Genomic DNA, 19,500 nt, shown 5'->3' with positions numbered 1-19,500 from the left:
CCGCGAGATGCGAAGGCTGCGTTACAAATCCCGTCGATCATTCTTTGAATTGCAACACCGCCGAAGCCGCTGAGTCACAGTCTCGCCCTAGAGGGAAGCTCTCTCCTCTCCAACCTTTCGGGGCACACCATGAGACTTACTGTTTTCAAAAGCGCACTCCTTACCACTGTTGCCGTCATTCCAGCCCCCTTGCTGGCTCAGGATGAGGCGGCCCAAGACGATGCGGATCCACGCAACACAATCATCGTCACCGCGCAAAAAATCGAACAGCGGGCACAGGACGTGCCGATCACGATCTCTGCGGTGACGGGTGAGCGGATCAAGGATTTGGGCGTGTCCGATCTCGACGAGTTGTCGAACTACATTCCCGGCCTGAACATTCAGGAGCAGAGCGCCAACAACCCCGGCATCGTGATCCGCGGCGTCACCTCGGACAGCGGATCATCACAGCAAGGGCCGCGTGTCACGCTGTATTACAACGGGGTCGATATCTCGCGTTCGCGCGGGTCGTATCAGGCGATCTACGACCTTGAGCGGGTCGAGGTTATCAAGGGGCCGCAGGCTACACTGTTTGGCACTGCATCTGCAGTCGGCGCAATCAGCCTGGTATCCGCACGCCCGCGCGAAGGTTTCTCCGCAGAAGTGACCGGCGGTTATGGCAATTTCGACCAGACGCTGCTGGGCGGATATGTCAATGCAGGCTCGGACGTGCTTGCCGCGCGGGTCGCATTCGAATGGCGCACGCGCGATGGCTATGTCGAAAACCTCAACGCCAATCAGGAAGAGGAGCTTTACGCGCAGGACCAAGTCGGTGTGCGCGCCTCGCTTCGATACACGCCGACGCCTGACGTCACAGTCGATTTGATCGGAACCTACGATCAGCAGCGCAACGGCGGGACACCGTTTGTCTCGGGCACGTTCCCTGCCTTCACCGGTGCGCCGGGCGGCGCGGAGAATGCGTTCCAGCCCGCCAATCTGGGCGGATTTCCCGAAGGCGCGGACGCCTTGGGTGATGACCAACTGGGCCTCAACCGCGAGGTCTATGACGTCAATCTCACCGCAGAATACCAGTTCTCAGACGACTGGACCTTCACAACGGTGAATGGATACCGCGAGTTTGACAGCGCCGAAGTGTTCGATGCCGATGGCACCGCCGCACCCTTCCTCGAATTCACCGAAATCGCCACCGGCTGGCAGGTCAGTCACGAAGGGCGCTTCAGCTACAACGGCGCAAACCTGCGCGCCAGCATGGGCTGGAACATGTTCATCGAAGAAGGGCTGCAAAACGTCCCTTTCGCAACAGAGGAAGGCACCTATCTGCAGTGCCTCACGACCCTGTTCGGCGCTGCGCTGATACCGGGCATCCCTTGTGTTGCAGCCGACGGTAGTGTCCCGGCAAGCGTAGTCACCGGGCTTGCGACCGGCGGCGCGGCGACCTCGATCCTTTACGCCTCGGTGTTTGAAAATCAGGGACGGAACGAAGCGTATTCGGTGTTTGGCGATGTGACATGGCTGGCGAGCGATGCGCTCGAGCTTACTGTTGGCGTGCGGCTGATCGATGAATACCGGCAATCAGGTTTTTTTGCAGACATTCCGAATGGCGCGCTAAGCGGTGCGCCGCTCATTCCAGGTCAGATCGACACCAACGGGCAGACGTTCACCGCCGATGACAATTTCCAGGCGGTGCTTCCGCGTTTCAACGCGCTCTACCGGATCAGTGACGATGTGAACGTGTTCGCCACCGTTTCAAAAGGGCGGCGTTCGCCGGTGGTGCAATTGAGCGCCGGTCTGGATGATGTGGGCAACGTAGTTTCCGATCTCGATGTCGTCCCGGCAGAGACAGTGTGGAATTACGAGGGCGGCATCAAACTCGCCAGCGGTCCGGTCTCAGGCTCGCTTGGAGTGTATTACCAGGTCTATGACGGGTTTCAGGTCACAGTTCAGGAACTGGACGATGCGGGCAATCCAACCGGTTCCACGCGGACCGAAAGCGCAGGCTCGGCCAGCAATCTCGGTGTCGAAGCGGAGATCGTTCTCGATGTGGCGGACTGGCTACAGGTGTTTGGCAATGTCGGGTATATCGACGGTGGAATTGATGAGGACAATGCGTTCGCTCCTGAATTTTCCGGCGCGCGTTTCCGCCTTCAGCCTGAATGGCAGGCGGCTGGCGGGTTCACCATCGACGCGCCGATTTCGGACGGAGTGTGGTTTTTCGCGACACCCAGCGTAACGCATCGCAGTCGTATTTTCTTCGAAGTGCCAAACAGCGACCTGATCTCGCAAGGTCCGGTGACATTGGTGAATGCCCGCGCCGGTATCAGTTTTGCCGATGAACGGTATGAGATCGCGGGCTTCATCCGCAATGCCTTTGACGAGGAGTATTTGCTGGATGCAGGCAATACCGGTGGGGCGTTCGGAATACCGACCTTCATCCCGGCGGAACCGCAGTTTTACGGCGTTCAAATCACCGCGCGCTTCGGCGACTGATAACGTAAAATTGGATCACACCTATGCCGCCGGAGCTGACTGCTTCGGCGGCATTTCTTTATGCGGGATGCGGGATCAGGTCTTTATGCGCGATGCGCGATTATGCGACCCAGGGACCACTGATAGCCAGAGTTGCTGTGGGGCTGTAGGCGTTCACGAACAGGACCCCCCCATCGGGCGACCAGCACGCGCCGGCAAGCTCGGTTTCCTGCCGCAACCAGCCCAGCGGATAGGCTTCCCCGGCTGGTGTGATGCCGCGCAAGTGGTTGGTCGCGACATCGCCGCTCTGGTCCTCGCACACGATAAGGTGCCCGTTCGGCGAAACGGTGAGATTGTCGCCGTAGTGGAACTGCGACGCGTCGTTGCTTTCGAAGAAAAGCTCGAGCCTTTCCGGTCCGCTTTGTGGGAGCGTCAGGCGAAATATCTGTCCCAACCGCGCCGCACCGCCGGATGTGCAGCAGAAATAAAGCTCGCCGTCGCCCATGTGGATGCCTTCGCCGCGGGCAAACAGCGTGCCGCCCCGTGCTGCTCCTCGTAGCCGCAAATCATCGGCCGGGCTTTCGACGTTGTCGAGATCGATCCAGCGCGCTTCTGTTCCGCCGCCGGGCCGTATCTGATCCCCGCGCCAATTGCGGCTGTCCGAAAGCCGGTTCGCCGCCAGCGCCTGCAAGCGCCCCCCAGCCGCCAGATTGCTTGGGCTGACCGGCACATAGCGGTAGAGCAGACTGTCCTCGCGGTCTTCGGTCAAATAGACGATGCCGCTGACCGGATCGACGCAGGCCGCCTCGTGATTGAAACGGCCCATCGGCTTGATCGGGGCGGGATCGATGAGGCCGCTGGCATTGGCGGGAACTTCGAAAACCCAGCCGTGATCGCGCCTCACGCCGTCGCCTGCGCGGGTCACGTCCTCTTCGCAGGTGAGCCAACTGCCCCACGGCGTCGTCCCGCCCGCGCAATTGCGGATCATCCCTGCGAGCGAGCGAAATTCGCGGCGCACCTCCAGGGTTGCGGCGTTCAGCACGATTGTCGTCGTCCCGCCTGGCAGAATTGCGCCATCCTCTGACGTATCGAAGCCGCGGGGCAAGTCGCCGCCAGCATCATGGCTGGCACGAAGCTCGTGATTGCGCACCAGCGCGATTTCGCCGTTGCCCAGATCGAAACAGCCCATGCCGTCGGCCCTGTCGGGAACGCGGCCCCCATCGTTCATGGCGTCGCCCAACCGGGATAGGACGCGGTAGGAAAACCCGCCTGGCAGATCGAGCAATCCGGCTGGGTCCGTTTGCAGCGGGCCGTATGGGCTGGCGGTAAGTGATCCGGTCGGATTGGCGATTATGCGAGTGCATCCGCTGGCGAGCAGCGCGGCGAATGCGCTGCCTGTGGCAGCCAGAAACTGGCGGCGGTCTGCCGGGATCATTCGGCGGCTTCCAATGCTGTTAAAATCGACTGCCACGAAACCAGTTTGAAATTCTGTGCATCGGGCCGATTGTCGCCGTCTTGCGCAACAAATAGGCCGGCCGGATAATCCGCACCGAACCCGCCTAGCGAAAGCGCGATCCCGTCGGTTTCCTCGGTCGATCCGATTGCAGAGCCACCGATGCGAAATCGCCCGACCGGCAACATGTCCGGCAGGCGGTAGACACCGTATGCATTGTCACCCTGACTGGATGCGACCAGATACCCGCCGTCCGTCCCAACCGGAGCCAGCGCCAGACCTTCCACGTCCGCAACGAGCATCCCGTTGTCGATCATCGCGACAATTTCGCCAGCGCCCGTTTCCGTGTCGAATTGCCAGATACCGGCGGTTTCCTCCCCGACATAGAGCTGCCCCGTGCGCGGGTCGTAGACGCAACCTTCCGGCTGGCTTGGCACCTGCGCAAAGGTGCGCGTTTCGCTCGTCCAGCCGTCATTGCCGCTGCGCAGCGTGTTGAGCGCGATGCGGCCATCCTTGATCGGGCTGAATACAGTGACGGAGCTATCGTCCGCCTGCTCTGCGATGCAAAAGCCATACGCTTCGCCCGGCCCTGCATCGACGCGCGTCAATTCGGTGAGGGTGCCGCTGACCGTGTCGAGCGAGGCGAGCAGGATCTTGGCCTTGGCCGGATCGCCCCGGTCGCTGGCACCGACCAGAACCGTCCCGTCTGAAAGCTCGATCAGGTCGACATTGTTGAGCAGTCCGCCCGCCAGAAAGCTGCGAACCTTCCCGTCGAGGCCGTAGACATACAGCCCCGCCTTCTTGTCCGTCGCGACAATCAGGCTGGCACCGGGCTGGACGGAATTGCGCCAGATCGCCGCATCGTCGGCTGCGTCTTCGTTGGCTGTCCCGACCGGATCGGTCTGGCCGGATGCGGCGACAGTGACTGCGGGATCGCCTGTTATCTGCACACTAGCGCAGCCGGCGGCGATCCCAAGACACACGAGAGCAAAGAGATGAAATTCGCGCATGATCAGAAAGTGTACCGTGCGCCAAACTTCATCGTCCAGCTGTATTCTTCGTATTGCAGCAGGTTCTCTCCGCCGCCCAAACGGTTGAATGCGAAGTAATCCGCATCGTTGATGTTGACCCACTCGTAATACAGCTGAAGGTTGTCGGTCGCGCGGAATTTCGCGCTGAGGTCCAGCTGGAAGTGATCGTCGACATACCGGTCCAGATCGGCCTCGTCCGAAAGTTCGTCCAGATAGCCATCGCGATATGTGCCCGACAGGCGGATATCGAACGGCCCCTTGTCATATCCGACCGAGATGTTGCCGGTGTGTTTTGACGTGGCGGGCAAGTCGATGTCACGCGGCCCGTCACTTTCGACGGTTGTGATTGTTCCGCTGGCATCGGTGAAAGTGTAGTTCGCCTGAAAAACAAATCCGTCGAGCGCGCCCACGAAAGCCTGCGAGAAACCGAGTTCCACGCCGAAAATCTCGCCTTCATCGCCATTGGCGAAAATGGTCGCTTCGTCATAACTCACGCCGCTAAAGGTGCCGCCATTATCGAAATTCTGCTCGACGATAAAATCCTCAATGCTTTTGTAGAACACCGATGCGAAGATCGCGCCGTTATTGCTCATGTAATATTCGGCTGCCGCGTCGAGGTTCCATGCCTCGGTCGGAAGCAGAGCGGGGTTGCCGAAGGTGCCTTCGCGCTCGCCATCGTCAGCCTCTTCAATGGTGATGCGCGGGGCCTGCTGGAACGGGCCGGGGCGCACGATGCTGCGATATCCGGCCAGGCGCAGGATCAAATTGTCTTGCGCTTCGAACCGGACGTTGAAGCTGGGCAGCCAGTGGTCATAATCGCGGTCGATGGTGGTCGGAGAGACCAAGATCGTGTCTTCCGCCGCAATCGCGCCGCCGGGCAGCACGCCGTCTTCTTCGACCAGTAGAACGTCGTTGCCCGACAGTGTGTTGGACGTGTCCTCGTAACGTACGCCGGCAATGACGGTAAGGTCGCTCGTCTCCCACCGGCCCAGCAGATATCCTGCGAGGATGTCTTCCTCGACCACGAAATCCTCGACCGTGGAATCGAACTGACTGTCCAGCTCCTGCAGTTCGAAATCGCCAAAATTCGCGCCGAAGAACTCGCTCGCCTCGGTCAGGCCGGGCAGGGGGTTGAGATCAGCGATCCGATAGGTTGGGCCGGTTCCAAGAACGTCTGACAAAAGCAGGTCGTCATTCTCATAGAACTGGATCTCACCGTTAAAGCTCTTTTCGCGCCAGCGCCCTTTGAAGCCGGCCTGCACGGTGAAAGTCCCCGCGTCGCTTACGAAACGGCGGCCAATGTCGAACTGGCCTGTATATTCCTCGTCCTCGCTATCGGATAGCGCGGTCAGCTCGATATCGTTCAACTCATACGCGGATGCATTGAAGAAATCGCCGGTCGGGTCGGACAGAACCGAATATGCAGGGATGCGCGGGTTGGAATAATCAAAACCGATTTCCAGCCCCTCGGCTTCAAATTCGCGCTCGAAAACTGTCGGGTCGACGCTGCCGTTTTCGAACTCTGTCGATTTGGCGTAGCTGGCGGAATAATCCGCGAACCAATCGCCCCAGTCACTTTCTCCGCCAAATACAATCGAACGGATGCGCTGACGTTCAAAACGGTCTTTTACATCGCGTTCAATCGTGATCGCTTCATCGTCGTTGTAAACCGGCGAAAGCGAGGTGCCGCTGACGCCCGCATCGCCCAGATCGAAGGTAAGGCGGCGGCGGAATTCCTGATCGTCAAACTGGCTCCAGATGCCTTTGACATACAGTTCGGTGCTGTCGCCCGCACGAAAATCGAGGCCAAGCGTCGCGCTGATCCGTTCACGCTCGACATCATAATCGCGGTACTGGACTTCTTCGGGGTAGAGCAGGCCATCATCCTGCCAATCATCTGCCTCGACATTGTCGGTTTCAAACTCGCGCTTGTAATAGGAAACGCCGCCTGAAATGCCGAAATTCTCTGTCAGGCGCGCGGCGAAATCGGCGCTGAGATCGGGGGTCAGTTGTTCGGAAAGATCGTTGTAACTGCCGCCTGCCGAAACGACGAACAGGTCGGTGCGCCGGTCGAACGCGCTCGTCGTTTCAATCTCGATCGAGGCGCCGATGGTGTCGGCATCCATGTCGGGCGTAAGAGATTTTTTGACTTCGATGGATTCGATAATATCCGAAGAGATCACATCGAGAGCAACGGCGCGGATATCGCTTTCCGGGGAAGGCAGTCGCACTCCGTTGACGGAGGTTGCATTCAGCGTGGGATCAAGCCCGCGCACCGAAACAAAGCGGCCTTCGCCTTGGTCATTGAGCACGTTGATGCCGGGCAGGCGGCGGAGCGATTCTGCCACGTTCTGATCGGGAAACTGCCCGATGGCATCGCGGGTCAGAACGTCGCTGATCCCGTCATTGGCGCGCTTTCTGGACAGTGATGAGGCCTGGTTCGCGATCTGGCCAATGACCAGAATGTTGCCGCTGCCCTCCCGCATCAAGGCGAAAGTTACAGTCGCAGCGCCGGTTTCAGTCACGGTGACAGTCTGGGTCTGAGGCTGCGCGCCGATATATCGCACTTCGACGGTGTATGTTCCGGCAGGCACATCGCTGAAAAAGAAACTGCCGTCGCGCTGGGTGGTGACCGTGCGGTCCAGCTCGATGATCTCGACTTCCGCTGCGCGCACCGCAATTGTATCGTCTGCGTCCGTAACGGTGCCGCGGATGTCGCCGGCCCATACGGCGGCGGGGGTCATCAGCGCAGCCGCTGCCGCGCCGGAAAACATAATCGTCTTGAAATTCATTGCTCGTTCCCTCCTGAACACGGAAGGTGCGATAGGGCCGGAGCTTGTCAGTTTCGCTTCAGTTCAAAGAATGTCACGCGTCAATTATCCGAATTACGTTACGGTTTTGTAGCATCCAGCGCTTCAGGCGCTGCGCCAGGGTCCGCCATCAAATCCGGCAGACACAGCAAAACTTCCGCTGACGCCGCGGTCGAATTGATCGGACACCACTGTCGAAACGGTTACGTGGTCGACGCGCGCTTCGCCGGGGGTGAGGGTGACGATCGAATATCCTTTGCTATCCTGATCGCAGAAGGCGACTTCGTCTGCGGTTTTTTGAAGCATGACTCCGATACCCGGCATGATTGAGCCAAATGACGGGCTGCTGATCGCGGTGCACCCGGCCTCAACCGCCGCGAGCCTGCCGCCATCATCATGAAGATTGTTGCTCCACGCTGCGTGGCTGTCGCCCGACAGAACAATTGGGCGTGATCCTGCGCGCGCAAAAAGACTGTACAAACGCTCCCGCGCATGGGGATAGCCATCCCAAGAATCGAGGCTGAATGGGACGCCGGCACGGTACCGCACCAATGCCTCATCAAGCCGGTTACGATACAGCTCCGGCATGGCGGCGCGCATCGCGGCAAAGGCGTCTGCGCCCAGTATCGCCTCAAGATCGGGGCCGGGCACCTTCGCCATGATCACCTGGTTGCCCAGCAGCTGCCACGGCTTTCCCGCTGCGACCGAGGCTGACATTACAGCCTCAAGCCAGTCACTCTGTTCGCGGCCCAGCAATTCGCGATGCGGCTGGTCGCGTTCGGCAAGCACGGCGGCGCTGGATGCTTCAGGTGTCAGGTCACTGCGGGGGAGCACTTCCTGATCGCGCGCCAACAGCCGCGTTTCGACCATCGCAAGGGTCGCTAGATCACCAAATTCGAAGCTCCGAAAAATCGCTTCGTGGGCCCGCAGGGGATCGGGATCGCGGATCGGCATCCATTCAAAATAGGCCTGCATGGCGACGGCTTTGCGTGCCGACCAGTCGCCCTCTGTATCGTTCTGGTGGTTTTGTGCCCCGCCTATCCATGAATTGTTCGTCGTCTCGTGATCGTCCCATACGCAGATAAAAGGCGCGCGGGCATGGGCGGCTTGCATATGCGGATCCGCTTTTACCTGAGCGTGGCGTTGGCGGTAATCTGCCAGTGAGACAATTTCGTGCGTTGGGACAGGCAGACGCCCGATCTGGCGGCCGATATCGGTGCCATAGCCGGTATCGCCGTACTCATAAATGTAATCGCCAAGATGAATGACCGCATCCAGCCGCTCCAGCTTCGCCATGTCGGCAAAGGCATTATAGAATCCGCCGGGGTACAGCTGGCACGAAGCGACAGCTAACACGGCATCATCGGTCTTGCCGGTGGGCAGCGTGCGAAACCGACCCAGCTCTGTGCGGGCGCCGCCCGGCCCCTCGAACCAGTAATGATATTCTCCGCCAGCTTCCAGCCCGCCAACATCGACTTTCGCGGTGTGATCGGCAGAGGCGCGCGCCATGACTGAGCCGGACGAAACCGCCTCCGTCCCGGGATAGGGGGCGACGTGCCATTTCAGCTCGACATCGCCGGTAAAGCCATCCTCCACAGTGACGCGCGTCCAGATGATCGCGCCATCGGCAGCCGGATCGCCGCTTGCGATACCATGAGCGAAGGTCACTTGGCCCGGCGTTTTGCTTTGCCCCAGCGCGACCGCTGGCACATTCAGGGCCGTGCCCGATCCAAGCAGAGTAAGGGCGGTGCGGCGATTAAGGTGCATGGCTATTCCTTTGCAATAACGCCGCGCGGTCAGGCCCAAATTGCGGCGCCCGATTTAATTGCAGCATTACATTCGTGTCGTTTGGATATCTGGTGCCGATGACAGGACAGCGGCCATTTCATTACGGACAGATGAAATTTTGACGGCTTTGCCATCTTTTCCGGTCTGAAATGGCAAAGGTCATCGTGCAGGCGGCCTCGGAAACAGCACGGGCGTTTTTCGCGTATAATTCTTGTATTCAGGATCATCACCCCACCGCTCTTTCGCAATGCAATCTAGCAAGTTGATCCCGCTAACTTTCGTCAGCAGCAGCGTCACGAACAGCGGGGAGATAATTGCGAGATATGACCATCCGGCAAGAACCGGCAGCGCGATTACAAGGATACCGGTCCACAGCGTAATCTCGCCAAAGTAATTGGGGTGCTGCGACCATGCCCACAGGCCCGACCTGATGAATTTGCCTTTGTTCGCCGGATCGGCCTTGAAAATGCGTTTTTGATTGTCTGCGATCACTTCGAACGCAAACCCGATGGCCCAGATTGCGCTGCCTACCCAGAAGAACACGCCAATGTCTGCCGTCTGTTCGCTGGTGATCACGATCAGGGCCGCCGACGCGGTGAAGATCACCCAGATGGCCTGCAAGGTCCACGCGACCAAAAACCGCGGTGGATTGATCTTTATCTTTTCAAACCGCTGATCCGTCCCGCCAGCAGAATGGATGCGGCGAAACAGGAATGTGCCAAGCCGGATTGTCCAGATCGCGACCATCACCGCAACCACTGCGCCCCTGAGGTCAAGCGGCCATGCGGCGTAGCAAGCTGCAGCGATTACTGTCAGATAGGTGACGGCACCCATCGTATCGTAATACCGATCGCTTTGAGTGATAGCCGCCGGGATGAATGCAATCCAATTCACTGCGAATGCGGCCAGCGCGCAGACAAAGACCGCTGAGAAGCCGCCGATCCCGACGCTGTTGGCGCCAGCCAGATAGGCAAATCCCAATCCGATTGCCGAAGCGATTGCCACGATCAGCAAACTGCGCGGCGCGTGCCGAAACGTCATTCTTATACCCCTGAACGCGATCCGTAGAACTTCGTTGGCGCTGGTTCTTTTCAAAGCGCCGCGGGTTGATAACGCAGTTTGGCTTAATGCGCGAACCCGGTTTTGCACAGCGCATCCCCTTCATTGCAAGGGACGCAAATGATTGACAATCCGTACCCCATCCGACCTTTGTGTGAAGCGCGCGAAAGCGGATTAAGGTGGCGTTTGCAACAAACAGGAACGGGCGAGATTTGTCAGGCTGGGAATTCTGGATCGACAGAGGCGGCACGTTCACCGACATTGTTGCGCGGACACCGGCTGGTGAGCTGAAAACAGCCAAATACCTGTCGGAAAACCCGGACAGCTATGACGATGCGGCGCTGCACGGCATTCGCATTTTTCTGGGCCTTGATCCGGCTGAGCCGATACCGCCGGGCGATATCCAGGCGATCAAGATGGGCACCACTGTCGCCACCAATGCCTTGCTGGAACGTGAGGGTGAACGCACTTTGTTTGCGGTGACGCGCGGGCACCGTGATGTGATCGAAATCGGCTATCAGGCGCGGCCCGATACCTTTGCGCTCAATATCCGCAAACCATCGCTGCTTTATGGTGACGTGATTGAGATTGCGGAGCGCATTCGGGCGGACGGGCAGGTTGAGCAGCCGCTTGATATCGCCGCGACCAAGGCCGCGCTACAGACTACATTCGGCGCGGGATTTCGCAGCATCGCGATCGCCCTCATGCACGCTTACAAATACACAGAGCATGAGCGGCAGGTTGCGCAGATTGCCCGCGATATCGGCTTCACTCAGGTGTCCGCCAGCCATGAGGTCAGCCCGCTGCCCAAGATCGTCAGCCGCGCGGAAACCACGGTGGTCGATGCGTATCTCACCCCGATCCTCCACCGCTATGTCAATCAGTTTACCGCCGCGTTCGGTGAAGAATGCGAGCCGGGAAAGCTGCTTTTCATGCAGTCATCAGGCGGATTGACCGGTGCGCAGAATTTCAGGGGCCGCGACGCGATCCTATCTGGCCCGGCAGGGGGTATTGTCGGGTGTGTGGAGACCGCGCGGCAGGCCGGTTTCGACAAGGTCATTGGTTTCGACATGGGCGGCACCTCGACAGATGTTTCGCACTATGCAGGCGAGTTCGAGAAGGTTTACGAAACCGAAGTCGCCGGTGTGCGGATGCGGGTGCCGATGCTGCATATCCACACCGTTGCAGCTGGCGGCGGATCGGTGCTGCGGTTCGAGGACGGACGGTTCCGTGTCGGTCCGCAATCGGCAGGCGCAAACCCCGGCCCCGCCTGTTACCGGCGCGGCGGGCCGTTAAGCGTGACCGATATCAACGTCTGTCTTGGCAAGCTTGATCCTGAAGATTTCCCGCAAATTTTCGGGCCCGGTCAGGACCAGATGCTTGACCGCGCGGCATCTTATCAGGGCTTTGTCGCTATCGCCGATGAGGTTGGCGGGGGCCGAAGCGCCGAGCAGGTGGCCGAGGGTTTCCTTGATATCGCGGTCGAGAACATGGCGCAGGCGATCAAGAAAATCTCCGTCGCGCGGGGGTATGACGTGCAGCAATATGCGCTCAACTGTTTTGGCGGGGCGGGCGGGCAGCACGCCTGTCTGGTTGCAGAGCGGCTGGGCATTTCGACTATCCTGCTGCATCCGTTTTCCGGCGTGCTATCGGCTTACGGCATGGGCCTCGCCTCCACCTCAGCAGAGCGGCAAGAGGTCGTTGATCTTGATCTGGATGCAGGCGGCGATGCGATGATCGAAGAGACCGCAGCGCGTCTTGGCCGCGACGCAGCCGACGAACTGGACAGGCAGGGGTTCGACATTGAAGGCGCGCAGATACAGTCCAGCGCCTTGGTCCGCTATCGGGGTACGGATACTGCGATTACCGTGCCATTGTCGTCATCTCGGCAGATGCGCGCCGATTTTGAGATCGCGCATCAGAGGCAATACGGCTTTACCGCCCGCGAAAAAGCGGTGCTGCTTGATACCCTGATCTCGGAATGCCGGATCGGCGGTTCGCAGCATGTCGGCGCACCTGATCCGGGCAGGAAAGGCGGCAATGGCGAGCCGTTTAAGCAAACCCGTTTTTATTCGAAGGGCTGTTGGCACGACGCCCCCGTCTTCGACTTTGGGAACTTGGCAAAGGGGGCGGTTATTGCAGGGCCAGCAATCATTACCGAGCCGACCGGGACGATTGTGATCGAACCCGGCTGGAGCGGCCGGATCGACGCGGCGGGTAACCTCGTGCTGGTCACTACCGGGCGGGCGCAGCAGGCCGATCGCGCGGTGACGAGCGCCGATCCTGTCATGCTGGAGATTTTCAACAACCTCTACATGTCGATCGCGCAGCAAATGGGCATTGTCCTGCGCAAGACCTCGCAATCGGTTAATGTGAAGGAGCGGCTCGATTTTTCATGCGCGATCTTTGATCCGACGGGCAACCTTGTGGCCAATGCGCCGCATGTGCCGGTGCATCTGGGGTCGATGGATGCGAGCGTGCGCACCATCATCGAAAGCGGGCAAAGCATTAATCCCGGCGATGCCTTCGTCCAGAACAACCCTCATAATGGCGGATCGCATTTGCCCGACATTACCGTCGTGACGCCGGTTTTCGACGAGGCGGGAGATGCGGTCCTGTTTTATGTCGCAAGCCGTGCGCATCATGAAGATGTCGGCGGGATCGCTCCCGGATCAATGTCCCCGCGTGGCCGCAACATCCACGAAGAGGGCGTGCTGCTCGACAATTTGAAACTGGTTGAACGCGGTAAATTCATGTCGGATCGGATCGAAGCGGCGCTGTCATCCGGCCCCTATCCGGTGCGCAATATCAATCAGAACGTTGCAGACCTGATGGCGCAGGTCGCAGCGAACGCCGCCGGAGCGGCGGAACTGCGCAAGCTGACCGAAATGTACGGCCTTGATGTCGTCCATGCCTATATGCAGCACATCCAGGACAACGCAGAAACCTGCGTGAAACGTGTTCTGACGCACCTTAAGGATGGTAACAGCACACTCACGCTCGACAGCGCAGCAACGATTGCTGTTGTCATCAATGTCGACCGGAATTGCGGCACGGCTGTGATCGATTTCACCGGAACCAGCGCCCAGCAGGACAGCGCATTCAATGCGCCTTTCGCCGTGGTAAAGGCTGCGGTGCTTTACGTGATCCGGTGCCTGGTGGCGGACGATATCCCGTTAAACGCGGGCTGCATGAAGCCGCTGACGATCATTGCGCCTGAAGGATCGATGCTGAACCCGCGTTTTCCTGCTGCGGTGGTAGCGGGTAATGTCGAAACCAGTCAGGCCATTACCGACGCACTGTTCGCCGCGCTTGGCCGTCTGGGGTCGAGCCAGGGCACCATGAACAACCTGACATTCGGCAATGATCGCTACCAATATTACGAAACGATATGTTCGGGCGCGCCTGCCGGGCCGGGTTTTGACGGGGCGGCGGCGGTGCACACCCACATGACCAATACGCGCATGACGGACCCTGAAATTCTCGAGCAACGCTACCCCGTCATGCTCGACCAGTTTTGCATTGATCGCGGTTCGGGCGGGAAGGGGCAATGGAATGCGGGTGACGGCATCACGCGGCGCATCCGGTTTCTTGAGGAAATGCACTGCTCCATCCTGTCTGATCACCGGCGCGTCGCCCCGGCTGGCACGGCGGGCGGGGAGGCAGGCAGGCTGGGCCGCAACCTGATCGAACGCCGCGATGGGTCATGCGAAGATATCGGCGGATGCGCAGAGGCAAGTGTGCAAAGCGGTGACAGCATCATCATCCAGTCGCCAACCGGAGGGGGCTTTGGCCCGGTTTCGAAACGCAAGCAGACAAAGGACCGGCCAGCATGATGAAACGGCTGCGCAATATCGGCCCCGGCGCGCTCGTCACCGCCGCATTCATCGGGCCGGGCACGGTCACGGCCTGCACACTGGCCGGAGTAAATTTCGGCTACGCGCTGCTGTGGGCGCTCGTATTTGCGACGCTGGCGACGATAGTGTTGCAGGAAATGGCCGCGCGGCTGGGGGTGGTCACGCAAAGGGGGCTGGGCGAAACACTGGCCGAACTGCTTGATCAAACGGTCTGGAAATGGCCACTGATCGTGCTTGTCGGTGTTGCGCTTTATCTCGGCAATGCGGCCTATGAAGCGGGCAATCTGTCTGGTGCGGCGCTGGGTATCGCGGCCATTGCTGGCGAGAGTGACGCAGTGTTTTCCGGCAGCGTGGTGATCATCGCAGGTCTGGCAGCGGCGCTGCTGCTAGGCGGTTCGTACCGGCTGGTAGAGCGGGTGCTGCTGATGCTTGTGATCACGATGGCGGCGTCCTTCATCGCGACTTTCATCATCGTCCGCCCCGATCCCGGCGCGATGCTGACCGGTATGTTTGCCCCTTCGATCCCCGATGGCGCGCTGCTCACGGTGATTGCCCTGATCGGAACAACTGTGGTGCCGTACAATCTGTTTTTGCACTCGACCGCCGTGCGAAACAAATGGTCGGGGCCGGAAGATCTGGGGGCTGTGCGCACCGATACGGCGGTGGCCATCGGCATCGGAGGCATGATCGCGATCCTGATCGTATCGACCGCCGCAGCCAGCCTTTTTGCAGCTGGCATCTCTGCTGAAAGCGCAGCCGATCTTGCCCGCCAGTTTGAGCCTTTATTCGGGCCATATTCAAAATACATGCTGGGTGCCGGCCTGTTCGCCGCCGGTCTGACCAGCGCGATCACCGCGCCGCTCGCAACCGGATATGCCATGACCGAGATTTTGCAGGTGAAGGGCGGTCAGTCCTCGCTGGCGTTTCGGATGATTTGCCTAAGCGTGATTGTCATCGGCGCGGGCCTTTCGCTCACCGGCATTCGGCCAATCGAAATCATCGTCACGGCCCAATTTGCCAATGGCTTGCTGCTGCCCGTAATCGCCGCATTTCTGCTTTACGTGGTCAATCGGAAAAGCGTGCTGGGTCGTCATGCGAATGGGGCGATTGCCAATATATTCGGGTTTGGCGTGGTTCTGATCGCGACCGGCCTGGGTGCGCGTTCGATAATCCTAGCGGCCTTTTGAGACTGCCGGGCTGCGGCGTTTGAACGCCTGGTACTCGGCATATTCGTCCTGCCCGGTCACGATCAGGTCGCCGACTTCCAGCCATGCGTGCATGGCAATGCCGCCGCTGTCCTTGTCCGGCCGCGTGCCGATCACGATTTGCGACGGGATACCCCGCCGCCCAAGCACCCAGCGGCCCGTTATCGCCTGGGGAAAGCACACAGCCTGAAACTTTTGCTGTCTGGCAATGCGTTTGATGATGCGGCCGATATCGCCTGCCTGTTTGCGCTGCATCGGCGTCAGACGCTCGGCAGGCAATTCGGCATCGCTGCCTATCACGCCGATGCGGTGTTTCCACCAGCGAAAAGGCACAAGCGCAATGAGCATGCGCGCACTCGCCAGGCCGAGAACAATCTCGGCCTTGAGTACGGTTTTCTTCAAAGATCGTGTCAGGCTCATCGTCGCAAACATCCGCTGATGCCGCGCCTTAGCCGCGATTGCCCGAAATGGAAAAGGGGCCAGTGCCCGGCCGTCAGGTCAGACCACTCCGAAAGCGAGCATCGCGTCGGCCACTTTCTTGAACCCGGCGATATTCGCGCCCTTCACGTAATCGACCTTCCCATCGCCGACATCGCCGTGTTCAGCGCATTTGGAGTGGATATCCTGCATTAGTTCGGTGAGCATATCGCCAAGCTTTTCCTTGTTCCAGCTGATCCGTTCGGCATTCTGGCTCATCTCCAGACCCGAAACCGCAACACCGCCCGCATTGGCGGCCTTTCCCGGAGCGTAAAGGATGTCGGCATCTTTAAAGACTTTGATGCCGTCCAGCGTGGTGGGCATGTTCGCGCCTTCGACCACTGCGATACAGCCATTGTCTACCAATGCTTTCGCTTCGTCTTCGTTCAGCTCATTCTCGGTTGCGCATGGCAGGGCTACATCACATTCGACATTCCAAGGGCGTTCGCCTTCGTGGAATGTCGCGTTTGAAAATTCATCCGCATATTCGCTGATGCGTCCACCCCGTTCATTCTTCAGGCGTTTCACCCAGTCGATTTTTTCCTGATCGATGCCATCGGGATCATGGACGAACCCGTCGGAATCGGACAGCGTCAGCACCTTCCCGCCAAGCTGCGTCATCATTTCGGCCGCGTGGGTTGCCACATTGCCCGCGCCGGAAATAACGGCTGTCTTTCCCTCGATATCATTGTCCTGATGGGCCAGCATACAGCGCAGGAAATAGATGGCGCCGTACCCGGTGGCCTCGGGCCGCATCTCCGATCCGCCATATTCGACCGCCTTTCCGGTCAGCACACCTTCCCAGCGTCCGGTTATGCGTTTGTATTGGCCGAACATGTAACCGATCTCGCGTCCGCCCACACCGATATCGCCCGCAGGAACATCGATGTCGGGGCCGATATGCCGGTAGAGTTCTGTCATGAAGCTTTGGCAGAACCGCATGATTTCGCTGTCGCTTTTGCCGCGCGGGTTGAAGTTTGATCCGCCTTTGCCGCCGCCAAGGGGGAGGCCGGTCAGCGAATTTTTGAACGTCTGTTCAAACGCCAGAAATTTGAGAACGCTTTCAGTGACGCTGGAATGAAAGCGGATGCCGCCCTTGTAGGGGCCAATGGCGTTGTTGTTCTGCACCCGCCAACCGCGTTCGACACGGATGTTGTGATCGTCATCCTCCCAGCAGACCCGGAACGAAACGACCCGGTCAGGCTCTGCGATGCGGCGCATGATCTGCGCTTCGTGATATTCAGGCTTGTCCTCGATATAATCGAAGATGTCCTGCGACACCTCGCGGACGGCCTGAATAAATTCGGTCTGTCCCGGATTGCGTTTCTCTACGCCTTCCATGAACTCGGTGAAATTTGAATGTTGGGAAGAGGGCATGACCTAACAAAGCGCGGGCGCTGTGCCGGTTCCGCGCCGACGTGAACCGGGCACCAGCTTGCAAAAACTCCGGGGAGGCTTAGAGATACTCCTTCCCCTACCAGTGACGGCTGCACTGGCTCACCCATTTTGATCGGGTGAGCTTGGCGCCACATACCCATGGCCTGACGGCCAGCAGACTGAGACTAAACATACCCATGGCCTGACGGCCAGCAGACTGAGACTAAATTTCATGAGCAGCGATACCGCTGAGCCTTCACAATCGAGCGACCTTCCGATCGAACCGCCAATGGTGGATTTGCCGATCGATACCCATGACAAGGGGTTTTACGACGGGTTTAGCCGCGAGGTCTCGATCCCAGGAAAGATCATCGTTGCGCTCATCATCATGTGGGCCATTTTCTTCCCGGTAAGAGCTAGCAACACACTGGAGCTGGCGAATTCGTCGATCATATCGAATTTTAGCGGCTGGTACGTGTATCTGGTCGCGGCGCTGATCGTGGTGTGCTTTCTGCTTGCGATCATCCCGCAATCGGGATCGCTTCGGATCGGTCCTCCGGGGGAAGAGCCGGAATTCTCGCGCTTCTCATGGATATCGATGCTGTTCGGTGCCGGGATCGGGATCGGAATGCTGACCTATTCCACGGGGGAGCCGCTGGCGCACTTCGTCAGCAATCCTGATATTATCCGCGGCACGGTCGAATCCGCTTCGGTTGAGGCGGTAAGGCCGGCCTATGCATGGACATTTCTGCACTGGGGCTTTGGCGCGTGGTGCACCTATGCGCTGGTCGGGTTGGCGATCGGATATGTGTCGCACAGGCGCGGGCTGCCGCTAACGATCCGGTCCAGCCTCGCCCCGCTATTCGGTAAAGCGATGTCCGGGCCTGCTGGCCATGTGGTTGATGTTGTTGCAGTGGTCGCCACGATCCTTGGCGTTGCGGTGACGATGGGGCTGGGCGTGCAGCAATTTGTGACCGGGCTTTACCGGATCGGACTGGGCGAATGGCTTTTGACCGCGACCGAAGACGGCGGCATGACCGCGTCCCCTGCCGCAATTGTGACGGCGCTGCTGATCCTTGTCGGGGCATCGACGATCAGCGCGCTTTCCGGTGTGGGCCGCGGGATCAAATGGCTCTCCAACATTAACATGGCGCTATCGCTCGCACTGCTGAGCATTTTCGCTTTCGCCGGATCAGGGCTGTACGCTCTGCAATTGCTCGGGTTCGGCATCTGGGATTACATTGTAACTCTGCCTGAGCATTCGCTGACCTTGTTCACCAGCGATGGCAGCGATGCCGGCAATATCTTGGTGCAATGGCAGCTTGACTGGTCGGTGTTCTACTGGGCTTGGTGGATCGCGTTTGCGCCATTCGTCGGCATGTTCACCGCCCGGATTTCCCGCGGAAGGACCATCCGCGAATACATGATCGGCGTTGCTCTGGTGCCATCGCTTATGTGCTTTTTGTGGATGGTGCTGGCTGGCGGCACGGCCATCGACCTTGAGCTAAGCGGAGCGGCAGAGGGGTCGATCCTGTCGGCTGGTATTTCCGATCAGCTTTACGCGACGCTCGCCGTCTTGCTCCAGCCGGGGGTCGCCGCTGTCGTTTCGGGCTTCGTCGTGCTCTTGCTGATGACCTACCTCATCACATCGGTCGACAGCGCCATTCTGATCGTCAACACGATCAACGGTGCCGGAGAAGATGAGGGCGGACGCCGGTATCACATCGTGTTCTGGGGCATGGCGCTGTCATTCGTGGTCGGATCAATGCTTATCCTGGGCGGCATCGACGCGATTAGCGTGACAATGATCATTGGCGCTTTGCCGTTTTCCTTCGTCGTGGTTGCGATGTGCATCTCGATTATCAAGGCTGTGATTTATGATCTGGTCAGGAAGCACCACGGCGTTCCGACGACGGCTATCGGCTGCGAGGAATGGGACGGGACGGCAGCAAAGCCGCTTTAACTTGGGCGATACTA

General features: G+C 59.3%; 11 protein-coding genes. 4 read left to right on the top strand and 7 right to left on the bottom strand.

All coding sequences use genetic code 11. The features are described 5' to 3' along the window. Window positions 1-129 precede the first annotated feature (129 nt). Window positions 130-2,487 (top strand): TonB-dependent receptor, encoded by a 2,358-nt coding sequence (locus tag ACGHU1_RS08885; protein ID WP_390585915.1) that lies wholly within the window; start codon window positions 130-132, stop codon window positions 2,485-2,487. A 100-nt stretch (window positions 2,488-2,587) separates the two neighbouring features. Here ACGHU1_RS08885 and ACGHU1_RS08880 read toward each other — a convergent pair whose 3' ends face one another. The 5 genes from ACGHU1_RS08880 to ACGHU1_RS08860 form a co-directional block, all read right to left on the bottom strand. After that, entirely contained in the window at window positions 2,588-3,901 is a 1,314-nt protein-coding gene (locus ACGHU1_RS08880) for an alkaline phosphatase PhoX (RefSeq protein WP_390585913.1), read from the bottom strand. After that, the gene (locus ACGHU1_RS08875; RefSeq protein WP_390585911.1) at window positions 3,898-4,929 is read right to left on the bottom strand and encodes a phytase; all 1,032 of its coding nucleotides are present in this window, start codon (window positions 4,927-4,929) and stop codon (window positions 3,898-3,900) included. Before ACGHU1_RS08875 ends, ACGHU1_RS08880 begins: the two co-directional genes overlap by 4 nt. A gap of 2 nt (window positions 4,930-4,931) precedes the next feature. Next, the gene (locus tag ACGHU1_RS08870; RefSeq protein ID WP_390585907.1) at window positions 4,932-7,742 is read right to left on the bottom strand and encodes a TonB-dependent receptor; all 2,811 of its coding nucleotides are present in this window, start codon (window positions 7,740-7,742) and stop codon (window positions 4,932-4,934) included. A 123-nt stretch (window positions 7,743-7,865) separates the two neighbouring features. Beyond that, the gene (locus tag ACGHU1_RS08865; protein WP_390585906.1) at window positions 7,866-9,527 is read right to left on the bottom strand and encodes an alkaline phosphatase D family protein; all 1,662 of its coding nucleotides are present in this window, start codon (window positions 9,525-9,527) and stop codon (window positions 7,866-7,868) included. Window positions 9,528-9,707: 180 nt separating this feature from the next. After that, window positions 9,708-10,589 carry a DUF1295 domain-containing protein gene (locus ACGHU1_RS08860; protein WP_390585903.1) on the bottom strand — a complete coding sequence of 294 codons (882 nt, stop codon included), beginning with the start codon at window positions 10,587-10,589 and terminating at the stop codon, window positions 9,708-9,710. A 197-nt stretch (window positions 10,590-10,786) separates the two neighbouring features. Here ACGHU1_RS08860 and ACGHU1_RS08855 point away from each other — a divergent pair, with 197 nt between their 5' ends. Next, on the top strand, window positions 10,787-14,443 hold the full coding sequence (locus ACGHU1_RS08855) for a hydantoinase B/oxoprolinase family protein (protein WP_390585900.1): 3,657 nt from the start codon (window positions 10,787-10,789) through the stop codon (window positions 14,441-14,443). Then, complete coding sequence (locus ACGHU1_RS08850; RefSeq protein WP_390585898.1) at window positions 14,440-15,651, top strand: Nramp family divalent metal transporter; 1,212 nt, start codon at window positions 14,440-14,442, stop codon at window positions 15,649-15,651. Before ACGHU1_RS08855 ends, ACGHU1_RS08850 begins: the two co-directional genes overlap by 4 nt. On the opposite strand, the gene ACGHU1_RS08845 is transcribed toward ACGHU1_RS08850, so the two are convergent. After that, entirely contained in the window at window positions 15,637-16,089 is a 453-nt protein-coding gene (locus ACGHU1_RS08845; protein ID WP_390585895.1) for a lasso peptide biosynthesis B2 protein, read from the bottom strand. The genes ACGHU1_RS08850 and ACGHU1_RS08845 overlap by 15 nt on opposite strands. Window positions 16,090-16,167: 78 nt before the next feature. Beyond that, window positions 16,168-17,523, bottom strand: coding sequence for an NADP-specific glutamate dehydrogenase (gene gdhA, locus ACGHU1_RS08840; RefSeq protein ID WP_390585893.1), 1,356 nt, complete (start codon window positions 17,521-17,523; stop codon window positions 16,168-16,170). Window positions 17,524-17,755: 232 nt separating this feature from the next. Between gdhA and ACGHU1_RS08835 the strand changes: the two genes are divergently transcribed. Next, window positions 17,756-19,486 carry a BCCT family transporter gene (locus ACGHU1_RS08835; protein WP_390585891.1) on the top strand — a complete coding sequence of 577 codons (1,731 nt, stop codon included), beginning with the start codon at window positions 17,756-17,758 and terminating at the stop codon, window positions 19,484-19,486. Window positions 19,487-19,500 lie beyond the last annotated feature (14 nt).

The organism is Erythrobacter sp. MTPC3 (assembly GCF_042854385.1).
Taxonomy (GTDB): Bacteria; Pseudomonadota; Alphaproteobacteria; order Sphingomonadales; family Sphingomonadaceae; genus Erythrobacter.
Note: the sequence above shows the minus strand (reverse complement) of the source record. Positions and strands in the feature narration are given on the sequence as shown.